This window comes from Bifidobacterium pongonis (assembly GCF_019331805.1).
Lineage (GTDB): Bacteria > Actinomycetota > Actinomycetes > Actinomycetales > Bifidobacteriaceae > Bifidobacterium > Bifidobacterium pongonis.
Window position 1 is genome coordinate 1 of record NZ_JAHBBE010000022.1, and the last position, 20,142, is coordinate 20,142.

Below are 20,142 nucleotides of genomic sequence, written 5' to 3' on the forward strand. Positions count from 1 at the left end.
CTATTCGTCGGCAGCGTCAGATGTGGAGAAGAGACAGACCGGAATCAGACAAAATCCGCCCAATTCTGTCCGAAAACGGTAAAACACCACGCCTCTCCTCGCAGAACCCCCTTCACCGGAATCAGACAAAATCGGCGTAATTCTGTCCGAAAATGGGTGGTGGCGCAGGAACCTCAGCACCAAACCAACCGTTTTGTCCGGTTAAGCAGGGTGAGTATGGCAAGCCCTATGCAGGCAGGCTATGATTCCCCAAGCAAACGGAAAGGACGAGTGAACCGCAATGGCAAACAATCAGACCGCATTCTCGAAGCCCATAATCTTCACGGACTTCGACGGCGTGCTCAACACGTTCCCCGACAGCAAAGTACTGCGCCGCGGCGGCGTGAACAAGGTGCCATCGTGGGCGAAATCCGACAGCCCGTATGCGAAACTGTACGACCCGGCGAACGCGTTCCATACGGACGGCAACGAAATGGCGCATACGCCCGAAGGTTCCTGGCGCATCCACTGGTCGAGCGAACTGTCCGACGCCATGTACCGACTCGCAACGGACGGCCTTGCGGAACTCTACTGGCTTTCCACCTGGCAACCGTACTGCGAGCAGCAACTCGATCCGCTGCTCGGCTGGGATCCCCAACTGGTGGAGGTCGTCACCTGGTACGACCCGATTACGAATGCGCGGCGCAGCACCGGCAAATGGCAGACGATTCAGCGCCACGTCAGCATCGAAAACCGCATGGACAGCCCGGCGCCGACCGTCTGGATCGACGATGACGAATGCACCGCACAACGGGCACGGCAACTGGAGGAACTGCAACCGCAAGCGCCGGTCCTCATGGTTCGCCCGGATTACCGCATCGGCATCAGCCGTCGCCAGTGGAAACTGATCGACACGTTCGTGCGGCAACCGGAACAGTTCAGCGCCGTCACATTCGACATGGAACCCTCCTGCGCAACGCAGAACATCCATCACGGTTTCTGAAACGCAAACCGAAGGTAAAGACAGATCGCCCTCCGGAAAGGAATCGGGACACGCGCCGAATCCTTCGTCTCGCTTGTCCTTGCCGGACTGAGGTTCCCCGTTAGCTTTCCGATTCAGTCCTCTTTTCCTTCGTTGTACCGCTTTCCCACCATGGAAGGAGCACCCTTTTTTGCTCCCGCCCAATGATCATATGCAAACATATGCGGAAAACACGCGAGTGCAATCGCACCACCCATTGCAACATCGCAGCTATTACAGTTCCCCCTCTTTTGCTCCGCAACGTTTTGTCCGGTTAGACACAGTGGAGGCCGATGGAGCCGGCGAGAGACCGGTTGGAAGAAACCTTCGGCAGACGAAGCGGAGCGGGACGCATGAATAAGCGGGACGCATGAATAGGCATGTAACCGCCGCGCGTATGAAAGGAATGTGGGAGTATGAGTACTGCAGCCAATACGGAATCATCCGGTAGCCATATCGTTTGGGTCGGCAACACGACGGTGCCCGATGCCGTCGAACTTGTGCAGGATCAGATCAACAGCATCGGTTTCCTCGCCGCCCTCTACGAGGTGATCCGCCCTGTCGATATTCGTTCTTACGTGTCGTCGCGCCGCTATTTCAAGCGCTACATGCCTCTTTACGATCGGCCGGACGAGGAGGAGGAACAGCTCGTGACCGATCTCTGGCAATGTCGGGAGGCTGCAACCATGGCCAGGATGCGCAGAAATCAGCCGATCAACATGCAATCCTTCTCCTACGAGTTCGCGACGTTCGATGTCGGCAGGAACGGTTGGCCCGTTGCAAGCAAGGAATCGTCCATCTCGTATCGGTCCATCGCGCACTACGAGGAGCTCGATGAAAACGGGCTCATCTCCGACGATAGATATGACGAATACGATTCCACGCTTCTGCTGTTGCGTGACCGGACGACGGGCAATGTTCTTCTGCTTCCCGACCAGTCCGCCATCATCATCAATCAGTGGCATAGCGGTTGGGGCGTGGAGGCCTCGGTTGTGGACGGCATCTCGCTGTCCGCACTTATGACGCGCTATCCGAAGCTGTTCGATGACTGTCCGGTTGATGAATACGACATGATGTCGGAGATTCTTGCGTTGGAGGAACAGCTGAACCGTATCTGCGGTTCCTTGTACGACAACAATCAGAAGGAGTAATTCACATGACCTGCACCATTACCCGTTCGCCGCTGATCGAGCGCGCCATACCCCGTGAGACGCCCCTCACCCAGATCACGTTCATGCTCGATACCGTCGAAGGCGAAGACTTCACCGGGGATCTTCCTCCGATCGCTTTGCCCGACGATCATCATGATGATGAGGATCGCCAGTGCGATTACAGGTACGGGGAGTGCGAAGGAAAGGCGGAATACCGCATCTCCTGGCTTGACTGCTACGACTTGGAGGCTCATTACGAGCAGCAGTTTTGCGCACGCCACTACCTGTTGTACCTGCATTACGTGATTGATGCGATGGATGCCAATACCAATGTGCCCGATCCGGCAGAGGACTGGGATACGTACAAGCTGGCGTTGCGCTGTTATCTCGATCACGTCACGCATTTGGGCGCGTAGGATGGGTGCTGTCACGGGTTCGGCGACGGCGCGAGACCATCGGGAAACGATAGCCGATCGGGCCGTCGCTCAAAGCCTTGAAAGGTCACAAGGAGGCAATCATGACCGGCATCGATCCGTCAGCGATCCCCGCATCCCAATTCACAACCGCCGCCGTTCCCGCACGGCTTGAAGCCGGGCAGACGGCCCCGGACTTCACGCTCCCCTCCGACACCGGCGGTACCGTCACGCTTTCCACATTGCGTGGCACGAACATCGTCCTGTACTTCTACCCGGCGGCGATGACCCCGGGTTGCACCACCGAAGCCTGCGATTTCCGCGACAATCTCGCACGCCTGTCCTCCCGCAGGTTCACCGTGCTCGGCGTATCGAAGGATCCGTTGGACAAACTCGCCCGATTCCGCGAGCGCGATCATCTGACGTTCCTGTTGTTGTCGGATTCCGATTTGACAGTGCATCGTTTGTATGGCGCGTATGGTGAGAAGAAGTTGTATGGCAAGGTTCGTGAAGGTGTGATTCGTTCGACTTTCGTGATCGATGGTGATGGTGTGATTCGTGTCGCCCGATATAACGTGCGTGCGAAGGGGCATGTCGATTCGTTGCTTCGGGCGCTTGACAAGCTTGACAAGCTTGGCGATCAGGAGTGGTTGCGGCGGTAGGTTTAGGTTCCGTTGTTTGGCGGGAACCAAGCCTACCGTCGCGGGTGGTTGGCCATCTCGGCTGGTTATCTCAGTAATTCGTCATGGGTGTTGACGGATAGGAATTTCACGTGGTTGGCGACGTTTCGCGTGTAGTGCAGGCGGTATTGTCCGTGCACCGTCACCCGGTAGATCACGTTGCCTTCCTCGTCTAGACGGTCCGCGTCGTCACCGCCGCGTCCTTCGCGGAGTCGATGTTGTTGCAGGCCTTTTTGCGTCGCTTCTTTGCCCATGAGGACGAACACCATTGTGCGTATCAGTGATGCGCGTGACATGTCGCCGTGTTCGCATTCGCGTAGCGAGTCGAAGAAGTCAGGGGCGTATGACCAGTCGTCTAGGGGTCGTTTGGCTCGTTCCGCCGCGGTGAATTGCAGGATCGACTGGGCTCGTATCATCCAATCGATTTCTTCCTGCAGGGTGGCGAAGTGCCCTTCGAAGGGGATGATCGGGTTGGTGTCGTCTAGCATTTTTTCTGCTCCCCTGCTTTGTTCTCTGAGTTTTTGGTTTTTGCCGTTGAGCCGTTTGTTTTCCTGTTCGAGTTTTTCGTTCCGTTGTTGGCTGTCCGCAAGCTGTTCGTATAGCGTGTGCATCGTTTCATGCGCGGATGCCAGTGTTGCCGTTGATTCGAGGAGATCCTTGAACGAGACCGCCGTAAGCGTCTGTTTGGATTGCATGAACGGCAGGTATGCGAATGGGTTGCTGCCACCGGATCGCTCGTTGTCTCCTTTTTTGCGTGGGGCGGCGGCGATGAACCGTGGGTCGATCCACAGCCAGCTTGGGCCGTCTGGGAGCAGGCTTGGCGGTTCCTCCAACGTATGGGTTTCGCCTTGGGGCGGCAGCGCGCATAGCCACTCGTCGTCCGAGACGGCGTCGTGTTGTTCGCGCGAGATGATCTTCACCGCAATGACCTGGCCTTTGCGTAGTACCGGGCGCAGGTCGATGTCCGACGCGACGTGCGTGCCGGCAAGGAAGTCGGCGCGCTGCACCGTCGCCTCCACGGGCGGATTGTCTCCGATTCCCGGGTGGAACAGCAGCTTGAACATGTCATCGCATACGTAGGTAACCATGCCGGCGACCACTTTCCCCGGCATGTAGTGTTGCAGCGTCTGGCGTGGCGCAACCCAGTCAGCGGCCAGGATGAGCCCGTCGGAACCGTCTCGCCAGCCTCGTACGCGCTGGTCCGGGCGTAGTATCCAGCTGCTCGGATACATGCGTTCCCCGCCCGGTTCCGGTTCGTATCCCGCGTTCACGAAGGCTTCGGCGACTTCACGTGTCAGGCCGGTCACGTTTACCTTACGGAATTTCGTCTCGCCGGGAATCTGCACGTAGGGAACATCACCTTCGAGGATCATCTTCACATAAGCCTCGACCGTGTCCCCCTGCGCCTTCGCTGTCGAGGTGTTCATACGCGCAAGCTGCTTCCAAAGACCGCAGCTTCTGCCCTGCTTTTTCTTGGGAACCACTGACGTGGAATCGGTTTTGCCGCTGCCGGAATCTTCCGTTCCAGCGCCTTCGGTGTTGGCAGCGTCCCGATTCCAGTCGGGGTCTTCGCCGGTTTTGGATTCGTCGAGTCCGTAACTGTCGTACTCGCTCGACGACAAATCCTCATTGACCCTGTCGACGAGCTCTTCCACCGTCTGTTTGCTCTCCGCAACGCCATAGATTTTATACAGATTCGCTCCGGCGCCGTTGGTGTCCACGGCGTCGAACGGAATGAATCTGATCGCCCCATGGTATGCCCGAGCCCAATTGGGCAGCCTGTCGTAAAGCAGCTTGCTCGTGCCCTCATCCTTGATCTCGAAGATGATCGCCCCGTCGCTCACGGCCTGCACCAGCGCTTCCATGTCAATGAACGGCTTGGCATACCCCAAGGCTTTCGACACCAGGATCACCGGGATATCACGATTCGCGGAAAGAATGGACCCGACGCATTCGTCGACATGCGTTTCATCAATGAGATACCATTTCGCATCTTCGCGGACGCGGACATCGGCGAGACTGGTACCCTCCGAGGGAGACGGGTCCTCCACCGGTTCTGTTCGTGCGGTGCGCGGGCGCTCGATGGCGTCGATACAATCACTGATTTGACGCAGATACTCATCCTCGGTGAGCTGCGGCTGTATAAACGGGACAAGGGCGAAATCGGTGCACCAGGAATCGCCGGGCGGAAAGACGCGGGAGGCGCCGAAGTAAGGGTCGACGGTGTCCAGCATCGTGCGGGATACGGATTGCAGATGATTGGGCAGTTCGACAACAATGGCGCGATCGTTGATGGCGGAACGAATACGTTTGATCGGGACGGGCGGCCGCCCGTTCTTGCGTTCGGAGACGAGCACGCAGATCCGATCACGGGTCGAACGGCGCAGCCAGTTGACAAAATTGGACAACTCGAATGAGTCACGGATAATCATACCGTCTTCAGGTTCGTTCATGACCGTTCCCTTCCGCTGAACACACTGAAATCGCCGTTGAAGGCTGAATGGCTGACTCCGATTATAGTGCGGCCAAGCAGGCGCCCCGCCGCGCTTTCTCCCAGTGGCAGGTTCGGCCCGCCGCCTCAACTGACGCTTCGACCGATTGCCGTTCTACAACGATCCGCCTGTTCTATTTGTTTCGTTCATTGGAAGGCAGGGCTCATCCCACAAACGGAACGGTGGCCTTCCACGCCGGCAGGAACGCATGTTCGTACCGGTATGCCATGACTCGCTTGTAGTATTCGCGGAGTATGTCCGGCAGAACGGTCAGACCGAAAGCATGCTCGGGCAGTGAGTCGATCAGTTTGTCTAGGCTCGATGGATCGTATCGCTCCATGAAGCGATCCAAAGCGTGGCTGCATTCGGGTTCCTGCCCGGATGCCATGTATTCCAGAGGGTTGATTGGCTTGCCGCAGTCCATTCATGGCGAAGTCCTTGCACGCGCACACCATCTTTCCCTCTCGAACGCCAAGCATGGTCTCGTGGACGGGAATGCCGAGCATTTCATACACATGCGACCCCAAGTACTCACCCAACGAAGACACGGCATATGAAGATGAAGACACGACCTTTTGAGATGCTCCGCTTGTTTTCGGGGATTTGAGTATCCAGCACGATTCCTTCCATTTCACGCCAACTTTGCGCTCGGTGTTGCCTGAGTGGAAACGCCCGGATCCGGGACAGTCATCGAAGTCGACCAGCATAATCATGGTTATTCCTTCAGCTGCGCAATGAACCCGGTATGGGCGGATGGAAGCAATTTCCGCATGGTTGCTTGTCTCGCGATTCCACGGTTGCATCATGCCATTTCATGCCTCCATCCGCTCCCGGTTCTTTCTCCCCTCTTTCGGTCGAGCGACGCTAGAAGCTCTCCACGACCTCGTGGATCGCCATCTCCATCGCGTCGTGCTGCGCCTGCTGCATCCCGTAGTAGCGGTCGCGCTCCGTGATCTCCGGGTGCGCGGCCATCACGTCCGTGCGCCTCACGAGGTGCCTGCGCTCCATGAGCAGGTCCATGTACCTGCCGTACCGGTGCATCGTCCGGCGCTCCGTCTCCTGCAGATGCTCCTCGAGCACGTTGGCCATCATCATCTCGCGGAACTCCCGCGGGTGGTTGTCCATCAGCCAGCGGATGCGCATGTTCTGGATCCCGTGCTGGCTGTTCTCCGTGAACACCGTGTACGGCTTGGCCAGCGGGCTCGCGAGTTCCGGATACTTCCTGTGCCGTTCCCTCATGGCCTCCAGGTTCTTCCTGTACAGCGCCTCGAGGTCCTTGTCCTTCCAGACCATCTCTTCCATGATCGATCCCTTCTGCTTTTTGGTTTCTCGCGCCGAAACGCGTGAGTAAACGTTTACCACGCTTTTCTCCGCGGTCTTTCCCCAGCGTGTCGCCCTCATTCCGTCTCCCCGATTCCGCTTCATCCGCTATGGAGGACCGTAAAAAACGCGATATATCCAGCCGTAAACATGGCTTGTCACATGGGTTCGGCGGTCACGGATATTCCGAAAACGAACCGCCGTTTCTCAAGAGACTCCTCATCGGGAAACGTTCCGTAAGAAGAAAAAGGGAAAGACGCCGATCAGGCGCCTTTCCCATCGAACCCGAACCATTCGTTACTGTCGGCTACATGACAAAGCCTCATCATGAGGATGCACAGTCGCACATTCCAGTGTTTCGACCGACTGCTGGCCTACAACGCCCACTCACGTCCGCACGAATCCTCGCGCGGGGCTGCGCTCACGGTAGCTGGCCCGGATGCCGCCCAGCCTTGCCCGCCCGGCATGAAAACCAAGCATGGTAAAGGCCATTAACTTCAACTGTATATCCCAGTCAGACGACATCTCATCCCCGAAACAGTAAGAACACCGGCAATCTGAATTGTCTCAGCTACTCCGAGCATCGTTCTCTGTCCCCCGAGCATTCCCGGATGATGCGGGCTGAGTCGTTTTCTGTTTATCCCTACTACTGCGCGATGACACCGGTTCGAACAGATTAACAATCATGGACACGACCGGAACTGCCAAAAACCCAAACGACCACGGCGACATCGTGGTGATGTATGCAATGAGTGAAAACAGCATCGCAATTAGGAATAAGGCGCCGCTGATCCACATACCTTTACGGGCCTGATCAATCTCCGCCTCGACAAGAAGATTCTGCCGTTCCGATTCGTCAGTTGTAAAGGCATCATTCCAGCGGCACATACGCTCTTGTACGTCGACCGGATACTTATTAAAATCATCCGGTTTCGGCAACGCTCCGGAGTACGACTCACTCACACCCATTTGCATGAGCGTCGCAATCATTTGCGCCACTATCTCACGATTCGCTATTTCTGATTGGCCTCCGCCTTCGACATCTGAATCTTGCCGAGCATTGAAATCACAATCCGGCTCCTTGTCTGCTTGTCCAGATTCATCTGAGCGAACTGCATCGATTCTTCCCGACGCTGTTCCAGTTTCCGTGCGCCGCTCAGCCCCGGTATCGTCATGATTCTCATCGTGTTCTTCATCGTGCACGACCCCTCCCTTATTTCTCAACACATCACTGACTGTGACCAGTCTACACGAAAGGCCTATGAAGCACCCATTCTGCCATGCGGAGAAAGAGCAGCATCGCCGACCAGCTTGCCATAAGGCACACATTTTGGACTGCAGCTCTATGATTGCGGCCATAATTACAGTCATGACCGCAGCCGAAGAGACACCTACTTGTCCACAGCCATAGCAATCACAGATAGGCCGCACCTCGATTAAAGAAATTCGGATTTGTAATCGGAGACACCGTTTCATACGAGCGTATATACCCAGTCTTAATCCGTGTGACCAGCAATTCCTCGTCGCCGAGAAAGGATCGAAGAAGAAAGACGTCTACCAAAACGAAAAAGCCGCGGCGGGAAATACCCGGCCGCGGCTGTTCGTCGAATCGGTGCCCCCGGTGGGACTCGAACCCACACTGCGCAGATTTTGAGGCTGCTTCCTCTACCAATTGGGATACAGGGGCGTATGCAAACCTTGAGCAGTATACAACACAATCCTGATTTATTCCAACTCCGTGTTGTCTGTGGCTGATTCTGCATCCGGTTCACCGAACAGTTCACAGAACCAGCCACAACCCATCTGCGGAATCCCTCCCCACGCGCGCCGGCAACCACTGCGTTCAGAACGCAATCACAGGATTGGGTACGAACTCGGTGAGATGCAGATCCGGCTCGTCATCGATCAGTTTCATCAGTGCGGGACCGAATGTGATCTCCGCTACCGGCTCCAAATCATGAATTCGGTAGATGAACAGTTTCGGAAGGTATGAGCCGATCCTTACCGCGTCGAAAAGCAGAAACGCGTAGTCACGCGTAGCCCGTAGGTAGAAGTAGCCGTTGTCCTCCTTTTCGATAAACGTCGGCTGCACCTGTTGCAGTATCGTTCCCGTCCGTGAATCAATGGCTCGCAACGTTCCTGTCCGTGAGTCGACGGCAAGCAACCTCCCGTTCTGATCAAGACAGTATGGGTCATACTCGAATCCCATAATGCGTTCGCCGGCCAGTTCCGTACCATCCGGGTAGCGAACAGGTATGGTCTGGATATCACCCGTTTTGACATTCCACCACTTCATGACAGCCCTGAAGGTGGACGGGGCGTTGAACATGGTCAAGCCATCAAGCCCATCACCGGGAGTGAGCGACTCGTCGGGTTCACTATCCAAACTCTCAAGCAGTAGTATTCTCCCCGCCACGCAGGGCACTCCGTTGGACGTATCGTGCAGTTGGAAGCTGGGGTTCTCATTGTCGACGGACGCGACCTTTCGAGCCGGCATGTTCGGCGCGAACGCGATGAGATTCAATCGAAAATCGTCACCGAGGACTGGAGTCTCCTGTTTGACGCCGTACACCTGCCCATCACATGAGGCGATGGCATGCATCCGATTCGTATTAACGGTGGTCATATTCGTGGGATCGGGGGTATACCATACAAGCTGCAACTGGTTGTCCCGATCTTTAGTGAATCCTTTGTCGTATACGCCGAGAACCGTGTTCTCATCCACTTCGAGCATATGGTTCTGAACATTGGTCTTAGGGAAATCAGTGACGTGACGCTCTGTGCCATCCGCGGAAAGACGGTAATCCTTATCACGGTCGGAGAAATACAGGAAGCGCCGTGTCCAAAGCGGCACCTGAGTTCCCATTCCGGAAGTGACTATCGCACTGTATGAACCGTCTTTGCGGACCAGAATCATGTAACCCTTATGTTCCATGATGTCAATTTTCCGCACCTGATAGTTCATCGAAAACGCGATTACCGCATCCGTCAGATCAGCGTCGGAAAATTTCACGACGTTCGCACGCTGCGTACAGGCGGACAGTGTAAGGAATTGCAGAACCAGAATGAGAACCGCATATCGCTTGAGAATACCGCCGCAACACCTCAGCACACGTCGCGGCTCATATGAAAAGCGTTGCATGGCTATTGATCTCCTTGCGGGGCCAGCTATATTCAGTATTTCCGGATGTGGCGTTTACGAATGCGGACACGACCATGTCAGTGAGCATGTCAGTGAGCATATCGGTGAGCGGAAGAGAAACGAGCCGCTCATCGTCGGGCGGCACCGATGATTCCAGCATAAGGGTGCAGGAACGCGCCGGCAATGTTATAACAACTCATCTGACGGCAGCATCCCATGCCATGCTTTGTGCCGCCGCGCCAGCCCATCGCCCTATTCCCTTGCACGCGTATTCACAGTGTCTCACACCGTTTTCGGGCGTTTCACCCGTAGAATGGAAGTGTTCGCTCACGCAAGGAGGCTCGAATGGGCAACACAACACATCGGCAATTCGACCCATGGCGCACCGCCCCGGTTCAGGAAATGTCGCGCAAGGTGGTCCTGCAAACGCACTGCTTCAATATCGATCATGTGGCGTTCGACTCGCTGGCAGGCAAGCCTTTCGAACGCGATTTCATCCATGTGAAGCATGGAGACACCGTCGGGGTGCTCGCCGTCACCGATGACGGCAGGATTCCGCTGGTCGAACAGTATCGTCTTTCCACCCACCGGTGGACGCTGGAAATTCCGGGCGGGCATGGCGCTTCCCATACGGATCGCCCCGTGGATATCGCCCGTCAGAAGTTGGAGGAGGAGGCCGGTTTCAGGGCCGGGAAGATCAGGCAGTTCTCACGCATCATGGACATGCCTGGCTATTCCACCCAGTACACATCGCTGTTCTATGCGACCGATCTCACGCCTGCGCAGATCTCCGATTTCGGTCCCGAAACACCTCGTCCGGGCCTGCGTCTGGTGACGCCGGAGGAGGCGCATCAGCTGGTCATCAACGGCACGATTCTCGACGCGAAGTCGTTGGTCGCACTGCTGAGTCTGCATGATGGCCTGCTCGACGCCCAGGATGCAGACGGTTCCAACGCCTGATTCAACTCACCGAATCCACACGGCAACCCGTCCAGCAACAAGGCGCACTGCCAGCCGCCGGAACAACTGGGCAGCCGGCAGTACCGGGCACCGCCACCGTCGCACCATCGTGTGACGCATAGGCGCGCGCACCGAGGCATAAGCAAACATCAGCCATGAACAATAAATGCGGGTGCCCGCCTCCCCACGCGAGGAGGCAGACACCCGCATTGCGCTATAGCGTTGCTCTGTCGCACTGTCGCGGCGCTTTGTCACGGCTTACCGCACTGTGACGTCACGCTGCGAGGCGACATGCAATCACTCCTGGCTGGCGCCGACGGTGTGCACGTAGATGCTGTCGGTGCTGCCCGGCTGGTGCTCGCCCTGGGCGGAGCTCAGCACGACGATCTTGTCGCCGTCGGTGACCTTGCCGGCATCCTTGAGGATCTTGTCGGTGAATTCCATCAGGTCGCGACGGGACTTGTCGTGGTAGTCCTCTTCGATCAGGAAGGACTCGGTGCCCCAGCTCAGAGCCAGCCAGTGGTAGGTGTGCTCGTTGTTGGTCAGGCCGAAGATCGGGACGGACGGACGCTCACGGGAGACGCGGTGCACGGTGGAACCGGTCTGGGTGTAGGCGACGATGGCCTTGGCGTTCAGCTTGTAAGCCAGGTTCACGGCGGCGGAGGAAACGGCGCCGGTGGAGGACATGTCCAGATCGCTCAGCTTCGGGATGCGGTCGAAGCCGTGCTCGGTGGCGTAGTTGGAGATACGGGACATGGTGTTCACGGTGACTGCCGGGTACTTACCGACGGCGGTCTCGTTGGAGGTCATGGTGGCGTCGGCGCCGTCGAGCACGGCGTTGGCGCAGTCGGAGGCCTCTGCACGGGTCGGGACCGGGGAGTTCACCATGGAGCCGAGGACTTCGGTGGCGACGATGACCGGCTTGGCGTACTGGCGAGCCAGCTCGATGCAGCGCTTGGTGGCCAGCGGGACCTCTTCGAGCGGGCACTCGACGGCCATATCACCACGGGCGACCATGATGCCGTCGAAGGCCTTCACGATCTCTTCGAGGTTCTCCAGAGCCTGCGGCTTCTCAATCTTGGCGACGACCGGGATGCGACGGCCTTCTTCGTCCATGATCTCGTGGGCGCGGTCGATGTCGGTGGCGAAACGCACGAAGGACATGGCGATGATATCGGCACCGGTGCGAATGGCCCAACGCAGATCCTCTTCGTCCTTCTCGGTCAGAGCCGGCAGGGACACGGCGACGCCCGGCAGGTTGATGCCCTTGTGGCTGGACACGGGGCCGGCCACGACAACCTTGGTGTGCACGTTGTTGCCTTCGACCTTGGTGACTTCCAGACGGACCTTGCCGTCGTCGATCAGGATCGGATCGCCGGCGTGGCAGTCGCCCGGCAGACCCTTGAAGGTGGTGGAGGTGATGTGCTCGTCGCCTTCGATGTCGTCGGTGGTGATGATGAATTCCTGGCCTTCGGTCAGCTGGACCTTGTCTTCGCCTTCGGCGTTCTTCTTGAACCAACCGCAACGAATCTTCGGGCCCTGCAGGTCGACGAGGGCGGCGACGTTGCGACCGGTAGCCTTGGAAGCCGCACGCAGGTTGTTGTAGACCTTGAGGTGATCCTCAGGAGTGCCGTGGGAGCGGTTCAGACGAGCCACATCCATGCCTGCTTCGACAAGGCTGGTGATACCTTCGAGGGTTTCGGTGGCGGGACCGATGGTATCGACGATCTTGGCTTTACGCATATGCCTTTTCCTTAACTACTGCGGTTATTGCAACGGACAAGGTCTGACAACCTTGTCTTCCTCGCGCAAGTCTACTCGCGCGTTTTGCGATAAACACCGTTTTACCTATTTTTTATGTGAGCGCTAACAATTATAGGCATATTCCGAGTCGACACGGCGTTTCCCAGCAGTTCCAACGGTTCCGCGCTCCACCCGCTCCCCTACCCACCATCCGGACCGGATCATCAATCACTGCAGGCAAACGTAATCCCCCGGATATTCGCCTATTGTTTTTCCGCTATTTAATAGACATTTTCTAGAAATTCGCCCAGTATTCCCCATGCCTACATTCAGCGCCCATCTGCACCCAATCGTGCCTATTCCCACGTCTATTTATACGAATTAGGCACCATCGCCCGTTTAAATTCGTCGCAATGCAATACAGTGCAATACAACACAGCACAACGCAGCGCGACCCATCGCAGAACAACGCAACACGAAGCACGCTACGTCGCACGCCGCCACCGAATACAACAAAGGCGGGCCCGCCTTACACGAACCCGCCCGAAAACCACGGAAACGAAATCCCCTACGCTTCCTTGGAGCTCTTGACTGCCTTGGCGTCCTTGGACGAGGAATCCATCTGCTTCATCTTCATCACGGACAGCAGCGCCGCGCCGCCGATCGCCACAACGATCACGGCCAACGACACCCACGTGGGAATCTCCGGCGCCCAGGCGACCGGCTGGCCGCCGTTGATGAACGGCACCGTATTCTCGTGCAGCGCCTCCAGCACCAGCTTCACGCCGATGAAGCCAAGCACGATGGACAGGCCGGCGGGCAGGTACACGAGCTTATCCAGCAGGGCGCCGAGCAGGAAGTACAGCTGCTGCAGGCCGAGCAGCGCGAACACGTTGGACGTGAACACGATGAACGGATCCTTGGTCAGGCCGAAGATTGCGGGAATCGAGTCGAAGGCGAACATGACATCGGTGGTGCCGATGGCGAGGAACACGATCATCATCGGGGTCCAGTAGCGCACACCGTCACGGGTGGTGCGCAGCTTCTCGCCATCATATTCATCGCTGATGCGCACGACCTTGCGCAACATGCGGATCACGCCGTTCTCCTTGTACTCATCGTCATCATCGTCACCCACGACGAGCTTGATGGCAGTGTAGATAAGGAACGCGCCGAAGATGAAGAACACCCAGGTGAAACGGCTGATCAGCGCCGAACCGATGAGGATGAAGACGCCACGGAACACCAGCGCGAAGGTGATGCCCACGCTCAGCACATATTTCTGTATCTGCTTGGGCACGGCGAAGTTCGACATGATGATGACGAACACGAACAGATTGTCGATGGACAGCGAATATTCGGTGAGCCAGCCGGAATAGAACTCGATGGCGGGCTTGGAACCGGCGAAAGCCCATATCAGTCCGCCGAAGATCAGCGCCATGACGACGAAGAACGCGATATGCTGCACGCACTCCTTGGTGGATGGAACGTGGGGCCTGCGTCCGATGATGAAAAGATCGACCGCGAAGAACAACGCGAGCACCACGAATGTGGCGATTTCAAAAGCAAGAGGGGTTTCAGCCATGCCCACCATGGTACGGACTGGCGATGACGGCACGCATAGCGCTTAGCAATCGGAGAAACGCGCTTGCGTGCCGTTTTGCCGGCATCTACTTATTGGCCTCCGTCATCTGGCGCAGTTCCTTCTTCAAGTCGCGGATCTCGTCGCGCAAGCGTGCGGCAAGCTCGAATTGCAGCTGTTCGGCGGCCGTATGCATCTGTTCGGAAAGCTGGCGGATCAGCCCGGCCAGATCCTGCGCGGGCAAACCGGCCTGGAGAATCTCCTCGTGGCGCTTGTTCGCCTCCTCCTCGTCCATGACGGGCACGCCAAGATGCGTGTTGCCGGCCTTGCCCGCATTGCGATACCCGCCTTCGAGCAGCGTCTGCGTATCCACATCCTCCTTGGCGAGCATGTCGTTCACGTCGCTGATCTTCTTAATCAACGGCTTCGGATCGATGCCATGCTCCTTGTTGTAGGCGATCTGGATCTCACGGCGGCGGTTCGTCTCGTCGATGGCCTCATGCATGGCTTCGGTGATGTTGTCCGCGTACATGAGCACGGTGCCGTCCACATTTCGCGCGGCACGACCGATGGTCTGGATCAGCGAACGGTAGGAGCGCAGGAATCCTTCCTTATCCGCGTCCAGAATCGCCACCAAAGAGACTTCGGGCAAGTCGAGGCCCTCACGCAGCAGGTTGATGCCGACGATCACGTCGATCTTGCCTTCGCGCAGCATGCGCAGCAGTTCCACGCGGCGCAGCGTGTCCACATCCGAATGCAGGTATTCGACCTTGATGCCGCGTTCCAGCAGGTAATCCGTCAGATCCTCGGCCATCTTCTTGGTGAGCGTGGTGACCAGCACACGTTCGTTGCGTTCCACGCGCGTCTTGATTTCGGCCAGCAGATCATCGACCTGCCCTTCGACCGGCCGCACTTCGATCTTCGGGTCGACCAGGCCGGTCGGGCGGATGATCTGTTCGACCACGCCGTCGGAAAGGCCCATCTCGTAATCGCCCGGCGTGGCGGACAGGTAGACCGTCTGGCCGACCCTCTGCAGGAATTCCGGCCACTTCAACGGCCTGTTGTCCATCGCCGAAGGCAGACGGAAACCGTGTTCGACCAGCGTGCGCTTACGCGACGCGTCACCCTCGTACATCGCGCCGATCTGCGGCACTGTGACATGCGATTCGTCGATGACCAGCAGGAAATCGTCGGGGAAGAAATCAAGCAGGGTATGCGGCGGCGTGCCCGGCGCACGCCCATCGAAATGCCTCGAATAATTCTCCACGCCCGAGCACACGCCCACCTGGGTCAGCATTTCCAGATCGTAGGTGGTCCTCATGGAGAGGCGCTGCGCCTCCAAATCCTTGCCCTGCTTCTTCAATTCGGCCACACGGTCGTCGAGTTCCGCGCGAATGCTTTTCAGCGCGCGGGTCATACGCTCCGGGCCTGCCACATAATGCGATGCGGGGAAGATATGCACCTCGCTCTCATGCGCGATCACATCGCCCGTCAACGGGTGCAGCGTGGAGATGCGGTCGATCTCGTCGCCGAAGAATTCGATGCGGATGGCCAGTTCCTCGTACACGGGGATGATTTCGACGGTGTCTCCGCGCACGCGGAACGTGCCGCGCGTGAACGCGATGTCGTTGCGCTTGTACTGCATGTCCACGAAGCGGCGCAGCAGATCGTCGCGCTCGATCTGGTCGCCTTCCCGCAGGAACAGCATGCGCCCCGCATACTCTTCCGGCGTACCCAAACCGTAGATGCAGCTGACGGTGGCCACGACCACGCAGTCGCGCCTTGTGAGCAGGTTCGCGGTGGCCGCGTGGCGCAGTCGTTCCACATCGTCGTTGATGTTGGAATCCTTCTCGATATACGTATCGGTTTGCGGAATGTAGGCTTCCGGCTGGTAGTAGTCGTAGTAGCTGACGAAATAACTCACCGCGTTGTCGGGCATGAGTTCGCGGAATTCGGCGCACAGCTGCGCGGCGAGCGTCTTGTTCGGTTCGATGATGAGCGTCGGGCGCTGCAACCGTTCGATCAGCCACGCGGTGGTGGCCGTCTTGCCCGTACCCGTGGCGCCCATGAGCACCACATCGTTCTCGCCGTTTTCGATGCGGGTGGCGAGTTCCTCGATGGCCTTGGGCTGATCGCCGCTCGGCTTGTACGGCGATTTGACCACAAACGGCTTATTCGTGCGCTCGATGTTGAATCCCATCATGACCCCTTTGCCGAACCGTTACGCGTTATTCCACTGGCTATACAGCCTATCAACCTGTTCGAACATTTGTTCCAACGGCTGAGTCGAATCGATGACGTCACTCGCGATGGCGAGACGTTCCTCCGAGCTGGATTGATTGCGGATGCGATCGCACGCCTGATCGCGTGTCATGCCACGCGTTGCCATCATGCGGGCGATGCGCGTCTCTTCGGGCGCTTCCACGGTGACGATGCGATCGAATCGGAACGGAATGGTGCCGATCACTTCGGCGAGCAGCGGAACATCATGCACGATGACCGCGTGCGGATGCTCGGACGATTCCTCTTGTTCGATGCGTTCCGCTTCGCGGTAGACGAGCGGGTGCTCGATACTATTGAGCCGTTCACGCGCCCCCGGTTCGGCGGATGGGCCGAACACGTGTTCGGCGAGCCATGCGCGGTTCAGGGTACCGTCCGGATTCAGGGCATCTTTGCCGAATGCGCGGGCGATTCGGGGCAACGCCACTCCCCCGGGTTCGACCACCGCGTGAGCCAGCGCATCATAGTCGATCACACATGCGCCCAGATTGCGCAAACGCGCGGCGACCGTGCTTTTCCCCGCGGCGATGCCGCCGGTCAATCCGATTCTCATACCGTTCACACAGGTATCGTACCGCGTTGCGAACCGCCGAGCATGGCGACGTGCGAATCGCAGGTTCCCGGTTGCGCGTGCTGCGAACGCGACGAACCGCGGCTGTCCGTGTACGCACGGCATGGAACCGCAGTCCGCACCTACGAAAATCCACCAAAACGCAATGAGAGCCCGGCCGGATAACCGGTCGGGCTCTCATTTGCAGCTAACTGCTAATGTTGCAACTTATTTTGCAGGTATAGCCTTAGTGACTGCTGTCAGCTCACTCGCCGAGCAGCTTGTCACGCAGGGCGGCAAGCTGGTCGGAGTCGGCGAGGGTGCCGTTGGAAGTGCTCTCGGAGGAGTAGTTGGACACCTCTTCGACCTTCTCTTCCTTGGCAGCCTGGCCGTCGGCAGCGGCGGATTCCTCCGCGTGCTCGAGTTCCTTGGCCACGAACTCCTTGTGCTCTTCCCACAGGTCGTGAGCAGCGGCGTACTGGGATTCCCACTCTTCGCGCTGCTTCTCGTAACCGGCGAGCCACTCGTTGGTGTTCGGGTCGAAGCCTTCGGGGTACTTGTAGTTGCCCTCTTCGTCGTACTCTGCCGGCATGCCGTACAGAGCCGGATCGAAGTCCTCGGAAGCCGGGTCAACGGAATCGTTGGCCTGCTTGAGGGACAGGGAGATGCGGCGACGATCGAGATCGACGTCGATCACCTTGACGAACACGGTCTCGCCCGGCTTGACCACGGTCTCCGGGTTCTCGACGTGACGGTTGGCGAGCTCGGAGATGTGCACCAGGCCCTCGATGCCGTCTTCGACGGAGATGAACACGCCGAACTGAACGATCTTGGTGACCTTGCCCTTGACGATCTGGCCGGGAACGTGGGTGCGAGCGAAGCGCTGCCACGGATCCTCCTGGGTCGCCTTCAGGGACAGGGAGATGCGCTCACGGTCGAGATCGACGTCGAGCACCTCGACGGTGACCTTGTCGCCGACCTTGACGACCTCGGACGGGTGATCGATGTGCTTCCAGGAAAGCTCGGAAACGTGGATCAGGCCGTCAACACCACCGAGATCGACGAATGCGCCGAAGTTGACGATGGAGGACACGACGCCTTCGCGGATCTGGCCCTTCTTGAGCTGGGAGAGGAAGGTCTCGCGAACTTCGGACTGGGTCTCTTCCAGGTACTGACGACGGGACAGCACAACGTTGTTGCGGTTCTTGTCGAGCTCGAGGATCTTGGCTTCGATCTTCTGGCCGATGTACGGGGACAGGTCGCGGACGCGACGCATTTCGACCAGGGATGCCGGCAGGAAGCCACGCAGACCGATGTCGACGATCAGGCCGCCCTTGACAGCTTCGATGACAGTGCCCTCGACGACGCCATCGGCTTCCTTGATCTTCTCGATATCGCCCCAAGCGCGCTCGTACTGTGCACGCTTCTTGGAAAGAATCAGACGGCCTTCCTTGTCTTCCTTGGTGACGACAAGGGCCTCAACGGTGTCGCCGACCTCGACGACCTCGTCCGGATCCACGTCCTTCTTGATGGAAAGTTCGCGGGAAGGAATCACACCTTCGGTCTTGTAGCCGATATCCAGGAGCACCTCGTCGTGATCGATCTTAACGACGGTACCTTCAACCAGATCACCATCGTCGAAGTTCTTGATGGTGGAATCGACTGCCTTGATGAAGTCCTCTTCGGTGCCGATGTCGTTGATGGCGACCTTGGCGACTTCGCTATTGTTCTGTGCCATATAAATAAATGGTTTCTTATAGTTGGTGGATATTACTCGATATTCAGTTTTGGCTGTATGCGCGCATGGGTGCCGTGCAGACATAATCCCGTGTGCACACACGAATATTCAGTCTACAGGCACCCAGCCCCAAAATTCTAGGCGTGTCGCGCCTTTCACGCGCGCGCCGCGACCTGCCGTTCGGCGGCCTCCACGACATTGGCCAGCAGCATGGCTCGGGTCATCGGCCCCACGCCGCCCGGATTCGGCGTGTACGCGGCGCTTTTCTCGCGGCAATCCTTGTCGACGTCGCCCTTGATGCGGTAGCGGCCGGCCTCCTCGTCGAACACGCGGCTCACGCCCACGTCGACCAGGACGGCACCGTCCTTCACATCCTCCGGCTTGACGAATCCTGCAACGCCCATGGCCGCCACGATCACATCCGCCCTGCGCATATGCTCATGCACGTCCTTGGTGCCGGTGTGGCACAGGGTCACCGTGGCGTTCACGCCGCGGCTGGCCAGCAGCAGGCCGATCGTACGCCCGACGGTGATGCCGCGCCCGAGCACGCACACTTCCTTGCCGTCAAGGTCGATGTCGTACGCCTTGAGCAGTTCGATGATGCCGCGCGGCGTGCACGGCAGCGGCGTGGACACGTCCCCGCGCACATGCAGCACCAGTTCGCCCAGATTGTACGGATGCATGCCGTCGGCGTCCTTGGCCGGGTCGATCATGCCGATGATCGCGTTCTCGTCGATGCCTTTCGGCAGCGGCATCTGCACGATGAACCCGGTGCATTCCGGATCCTCGTTCAGTTCGCGCACGGCCTGCGCGATCTGTTCGAACGTCGCATCCTCCGGCAGTTCGCGCTTGATCGAACGGATGCCGACTTCCTCACAGTCGGCGTGCTTGCCGGCAACATACTTGACCGAACCGGGGTCGTTGCCCACCAGCAGCGTTCCAAGGCCCGGCGTAACCCCCTGCTGCTTCAGGTTCGCCACACGTTCGCGCAGATCATCCTTAATCTGTGCGGACACCGCCTTGCCGTCGAGTTTTATGGACATGCGCTATTCCCTCTTCTGTCGTTTCCGTACCCGCGTTCGCGGGGCACT

The 20,142-nt window shown here is 58.2% G+C and carries 16 protein-coding genes and 1 tRNA gene; 5 read left to right on the forward strand and 12 right to left on the reverse strand.

The genetic code is table 11. The annotated features are described in order from the left end of the window. Positions 1-280: 280 nt before the first annotated feature. The 4 genes from KIH75_RS06460 to bcp all read left to right on the forward strand — a co-directional run bounded on the left by KIH75_RS06460 (position 281) and on the right by bcp (position 3,226). On the forward strand, positions 281-982 hold the full coding sequence (locus KIH75_RS06460; RefSeq protein ID WP_219055943.1) for an HAD domain-containing protein: 702 nt from the start codon (positions 281-283) through the stop codon (positions 980-982). A gap of 434 nt (positions 983-1,416) precedes the next feature. Continuing rightward, on the forward strand, positions 1,417-2,151 hold the full coding sequence (locus KIH75_RS06465) for a hypothetical protein (protein ID WP_219055944.1): 735 nt from the start codon (positions 1,417-1,419) through the stop codon (positions 2,149-2,151). A 5-nt stretch (positions 2,152-2,156) separates the two neighbouring features. Continuing rightward, complete coding sequence (locus tag KIH75_RS06470; RefSeq protein WP_219055945.1) at positions 2,157-2,567, forward strand: hypothetical protein; 411 nt, start codon at positions 2,157-2,159, stop codon at positions 2,565-2,567. A gap of 101 nt (positions 2,568-2,668) precedes the next feature. After that, positions 2,669-3,226, forward strand: a complete 558-nt coding sequence (gene bcp / locus KIH75_RS06475) for a thioredoxin-dependent thiol peroxidase (protein WP_219055946.1) — start codon at positions 2,669-2,671, stop codon at positions 3,224-3,226. A gap of 65 nt (positions 3,227-3,291) precedes the next feature. Here the strand turns inward: bcp and KIH75_RS06480 are convergent, their stop codons facing one another. From KIH75_RS06480 to KIH75_RS06505, 6 genes are all read right to left on the reverse strand, one after another. Then, positions 3,292-5,697, reverse strand: coding sequence for a cell division protein ZapB (locus tag KIH75_RS06480; protein WP_219055947.1), 2,406 nt, complete (start codon positions 5,695-5,697; stop codon positions 3,292-3,294). A gap of 202 nt (positions 5,698-5,899) precedes the next feature. Beyond that, entirely contained in the window at positions 5,900-6,160 is a 261-nt protein-coding gene (locus KIH75_RS06485; protein ID WP_219055948.1) for a HipA domain-containing protein, read from the reverse strand. A gap of 440 nt (positions 6,161-6,600) precedes the next feature. Further along, positions 6,601-7,038: a TnpV protein gene (locus KIH75_RS06490; RefSeq protein WP_219055949.1), complete on the reverse strand. Its 438-nt coding sequence runs from the start codon at positions 7,036-7,038 to the stop codon at positions 6,601-6,603. A 585-nt stretch (positions 7,039-7,623) separates the two neighbouring features. After that, positions 7,624-8,259, reverse strand: a complete 636-nt coding sequence (locus KIH75_RS06495) for a hypothetical protein (protein ID WP_219055950.1) — start codon at positions 8,257-8,259, stop codon at positions 7,624-7,626. 410 nt (positions 8,260-8,669) lie between these two features. Next, positions 8,670-8,743 (reverse strand) — tRNA-Leu (locus KIH75_RS06500). A 156-nt stretch (positions 8,744-8,899) separates the two neighbouring features. After that, entirely contained in the window at positions 8,900-10,198 is a 1,299-nt protein-coding gene (locus KIH75_RS06505) for a hypothetical protein (RefSeq protein ID WP_219055951.1), read from the reverse strand. 345 nt (positions 10,199-10,543) lie between these two features. On the opposite strand from KIH75_RS06505, the gene KIH75_RS06510 reads away from it, so the two are divergent. Continuing rightward, positions 10,544-11,158 carry an NUDIX domain-containing protein gene (locus tag KIH75_RS06510; RefSeq protein ID WP_219055952.1) on the forward strand — a complete coding sequence of 205 codons (615 nt, stop codon included), beginning with the start codon at positions 10,544-10,546 and terminating at the stop codon, positions 11,156-11,158. Between the two features lie 297 nt (positions 11,159-11,455). Here the strand turns inward: KIH75_RS06510 and pyk are convergent, their stop codons facing one another. From pyk to KIH75_RS06540, 6 genes are all read right to left on the reverse strand, one after another. Then, on the reverse strand, positions 11,456-12,901 hold the full coding sequence (pyk, locus tag KIH75_RS06515; protein WP_219055953.1) for a pyruvate kinase: 1,446 nt from the start codon (positions 12,899-12,901) through the stop codon (positions 11,456-11,458). 568 nt (positions 12,902-13,469) lie between these two features. Next, complete coding sequence (locus KIH75_RS06520) at positions 13,470-14,486, reverse strand: TerC family protein (protein WP_219055954.1); 1,017 nt, start codon at positions 14,484-14,486, stop codon at positions 13,470-13,472. A gap of 85 nt (positions 14,487-14,571) precedes the next feature. Next, positions 14,572-16,683 (reverse strand): excinuclease ABC subunit UvrB, encoded by a 2,112-nt coding sequence (gene uvrB / locus KIH75_RS06525; protein ID WP_219055976.1) that lies wholly within the window; start codon positions 16,681-16,683, stop codon positions 14,572-14,574. 21 nt (positions 16,684-16,704) lie between these two features. Then, on the reverse strand, positions 16,705-17,316 hold the full coding sequence (gene coaE / locus KIH75_RS06530) for a dephospho-CoA kinase (RefSeq protein WP_219055955.1): 612 nt from the start codon (positions 17,314-17,316) through the stop codon (positions 16,705-16,707). A gap of 262 nt (positions 17,317-17,578) precedes the next feature. Further along, on the reverse strand, positions 17,579-19,051 hold the full coding sequence (rpsA, locus tag KIH75_RS06535) for a 30S ribosomal protein S1 (RefSeq protein WP_219055956.1): 1,473 nt from the start codon (positions 19,049-19,051) through the stop codon (positions 17,579-17,581). Between the two features lie 155 nt (positions 19,052-19,206). Next, the gene (locus KIH75_RS06540; RefSeq protein ID WP_219055957.1) at positions 19,207-20,094 is read right to left on the reverse strand and encodes a bifunctional methylenetetrahydrofolate dehydrogenase/methenyltetrahydrofolate cyclohydrolase; all 888 of its coding nucleotides are present in this window, start codon (positions 20,092-20,094) and stop codon (positions 19,207-19,209) included. Between the last annotated feature and the right edge of the window lie 48 nt (positions 20,095-20,142).

Excerpts from the sequence above, each read along its gene's own strand:
- KIH75_RS06480 (WP_219055947.1), bottom strand. The coding sequence starts at position 5,697 with ATGAACGAACCTGAAGACGGTATGATTATCCGTGACTCATTCGAGTTG.
- KIH75_RS06465 (WP_219055944.1), top strand. The coding sequence starts at position 1,417 with ATGAGTACTGCAGCCAATACGGAATCATCCGGTAGCCATATCGTTTGG.
- KIH75_RS06510 (WP_219055952.1), top strand. The coding sequence starts at position 10,544 with ATGGGCAACACAACACATCGGCAATTCGACCCATGGCGCACCGCCCCG.
- KIH75_RS06485 (WP_219055948.1), bottom strand. The coding sequence starts at position 6,160 with ATGGACTGCGGCAAGCCAATCAACCCTCTGGAATACATGGCATCCGGG.
- coaE (WP_219055955.1), bottom strand. The coding sequence starts at position 17,316 with ATGAGAATCGGATTGACCGGCGGCATCGCCGCGGGGAAAAGCACGGTC.
- KIH75_RS06540 (WP_219055957.1), bottom strand. The coding sequence starts at position 20,094 with ATGTCCATAAAACTCGACGGCAAGGCGGTGTCCGCACAGATTAAGGAT.
- KIH75_RS06505 (WP_219055951.1), bottom strand. The coding sequence starts at position 10,198 with ATGCAACGCTTTTCATATGAGCCGCGACGTGTGCTGAGGTGTTGCGGC.
- KIH75_RS06460 (WP_219055943.1), top strand. The coding sequence starts at position 281 with ATGGCAAACAATCAGACCGCATTCTCGAAGCCCATAATCTTCACGGAC.
- bcp (WP_219055946.1), top strand. The coding sequence starts at position 2,669 with ATGACCGGCATCGATCCGTCAGCGATCCCCGCATCCCAATTCACAACC.
- rpsA (WP_219055956.1), bottom strand. The coding sequence starts at position 19,051 with ATGGCACAGAACAATAGCGAAGTCGCCAAGGTCGCCATCAACGACATC.
- KIH75_RS06520 (WP_219055954.1), bottom strand. The coding sequence starts at position 14,486 with ATGGCTGAAACCCCTCTTGCTTTTGAAATCGCCACATTCGTGGTGCTC.
- KIH75_RS06490 (WP_219055949.1), bottom strand. The coding sequence starts at position 7,038 with ATGGAAGAGATGGTCTGGAAGGACAAGGACCTCGAGGCGCTGTACAGG.
- pyk (WP_219055953.1), bottom strand. The coding sequence starts at position 12,901 with ATGCGTAAAGCCAAGATCGTCGATACCATCGGTCCCGCCACCGAAACC.
- uvrB (WP_219055976.1), bottom strand. The coding sequence starts at position 16,683 with ATGGGATTCAACATCGAGCGCACGAATAAGCCGTTTGTGGTCAAATCG.
- KIH75_RS06470 (WP_219055945.1), top strand. The coding sequence starts at position 2,157 with ATGACCTGCACCATTACCCGTTCGCCGCTGATCGAGCGCGCCATACCC.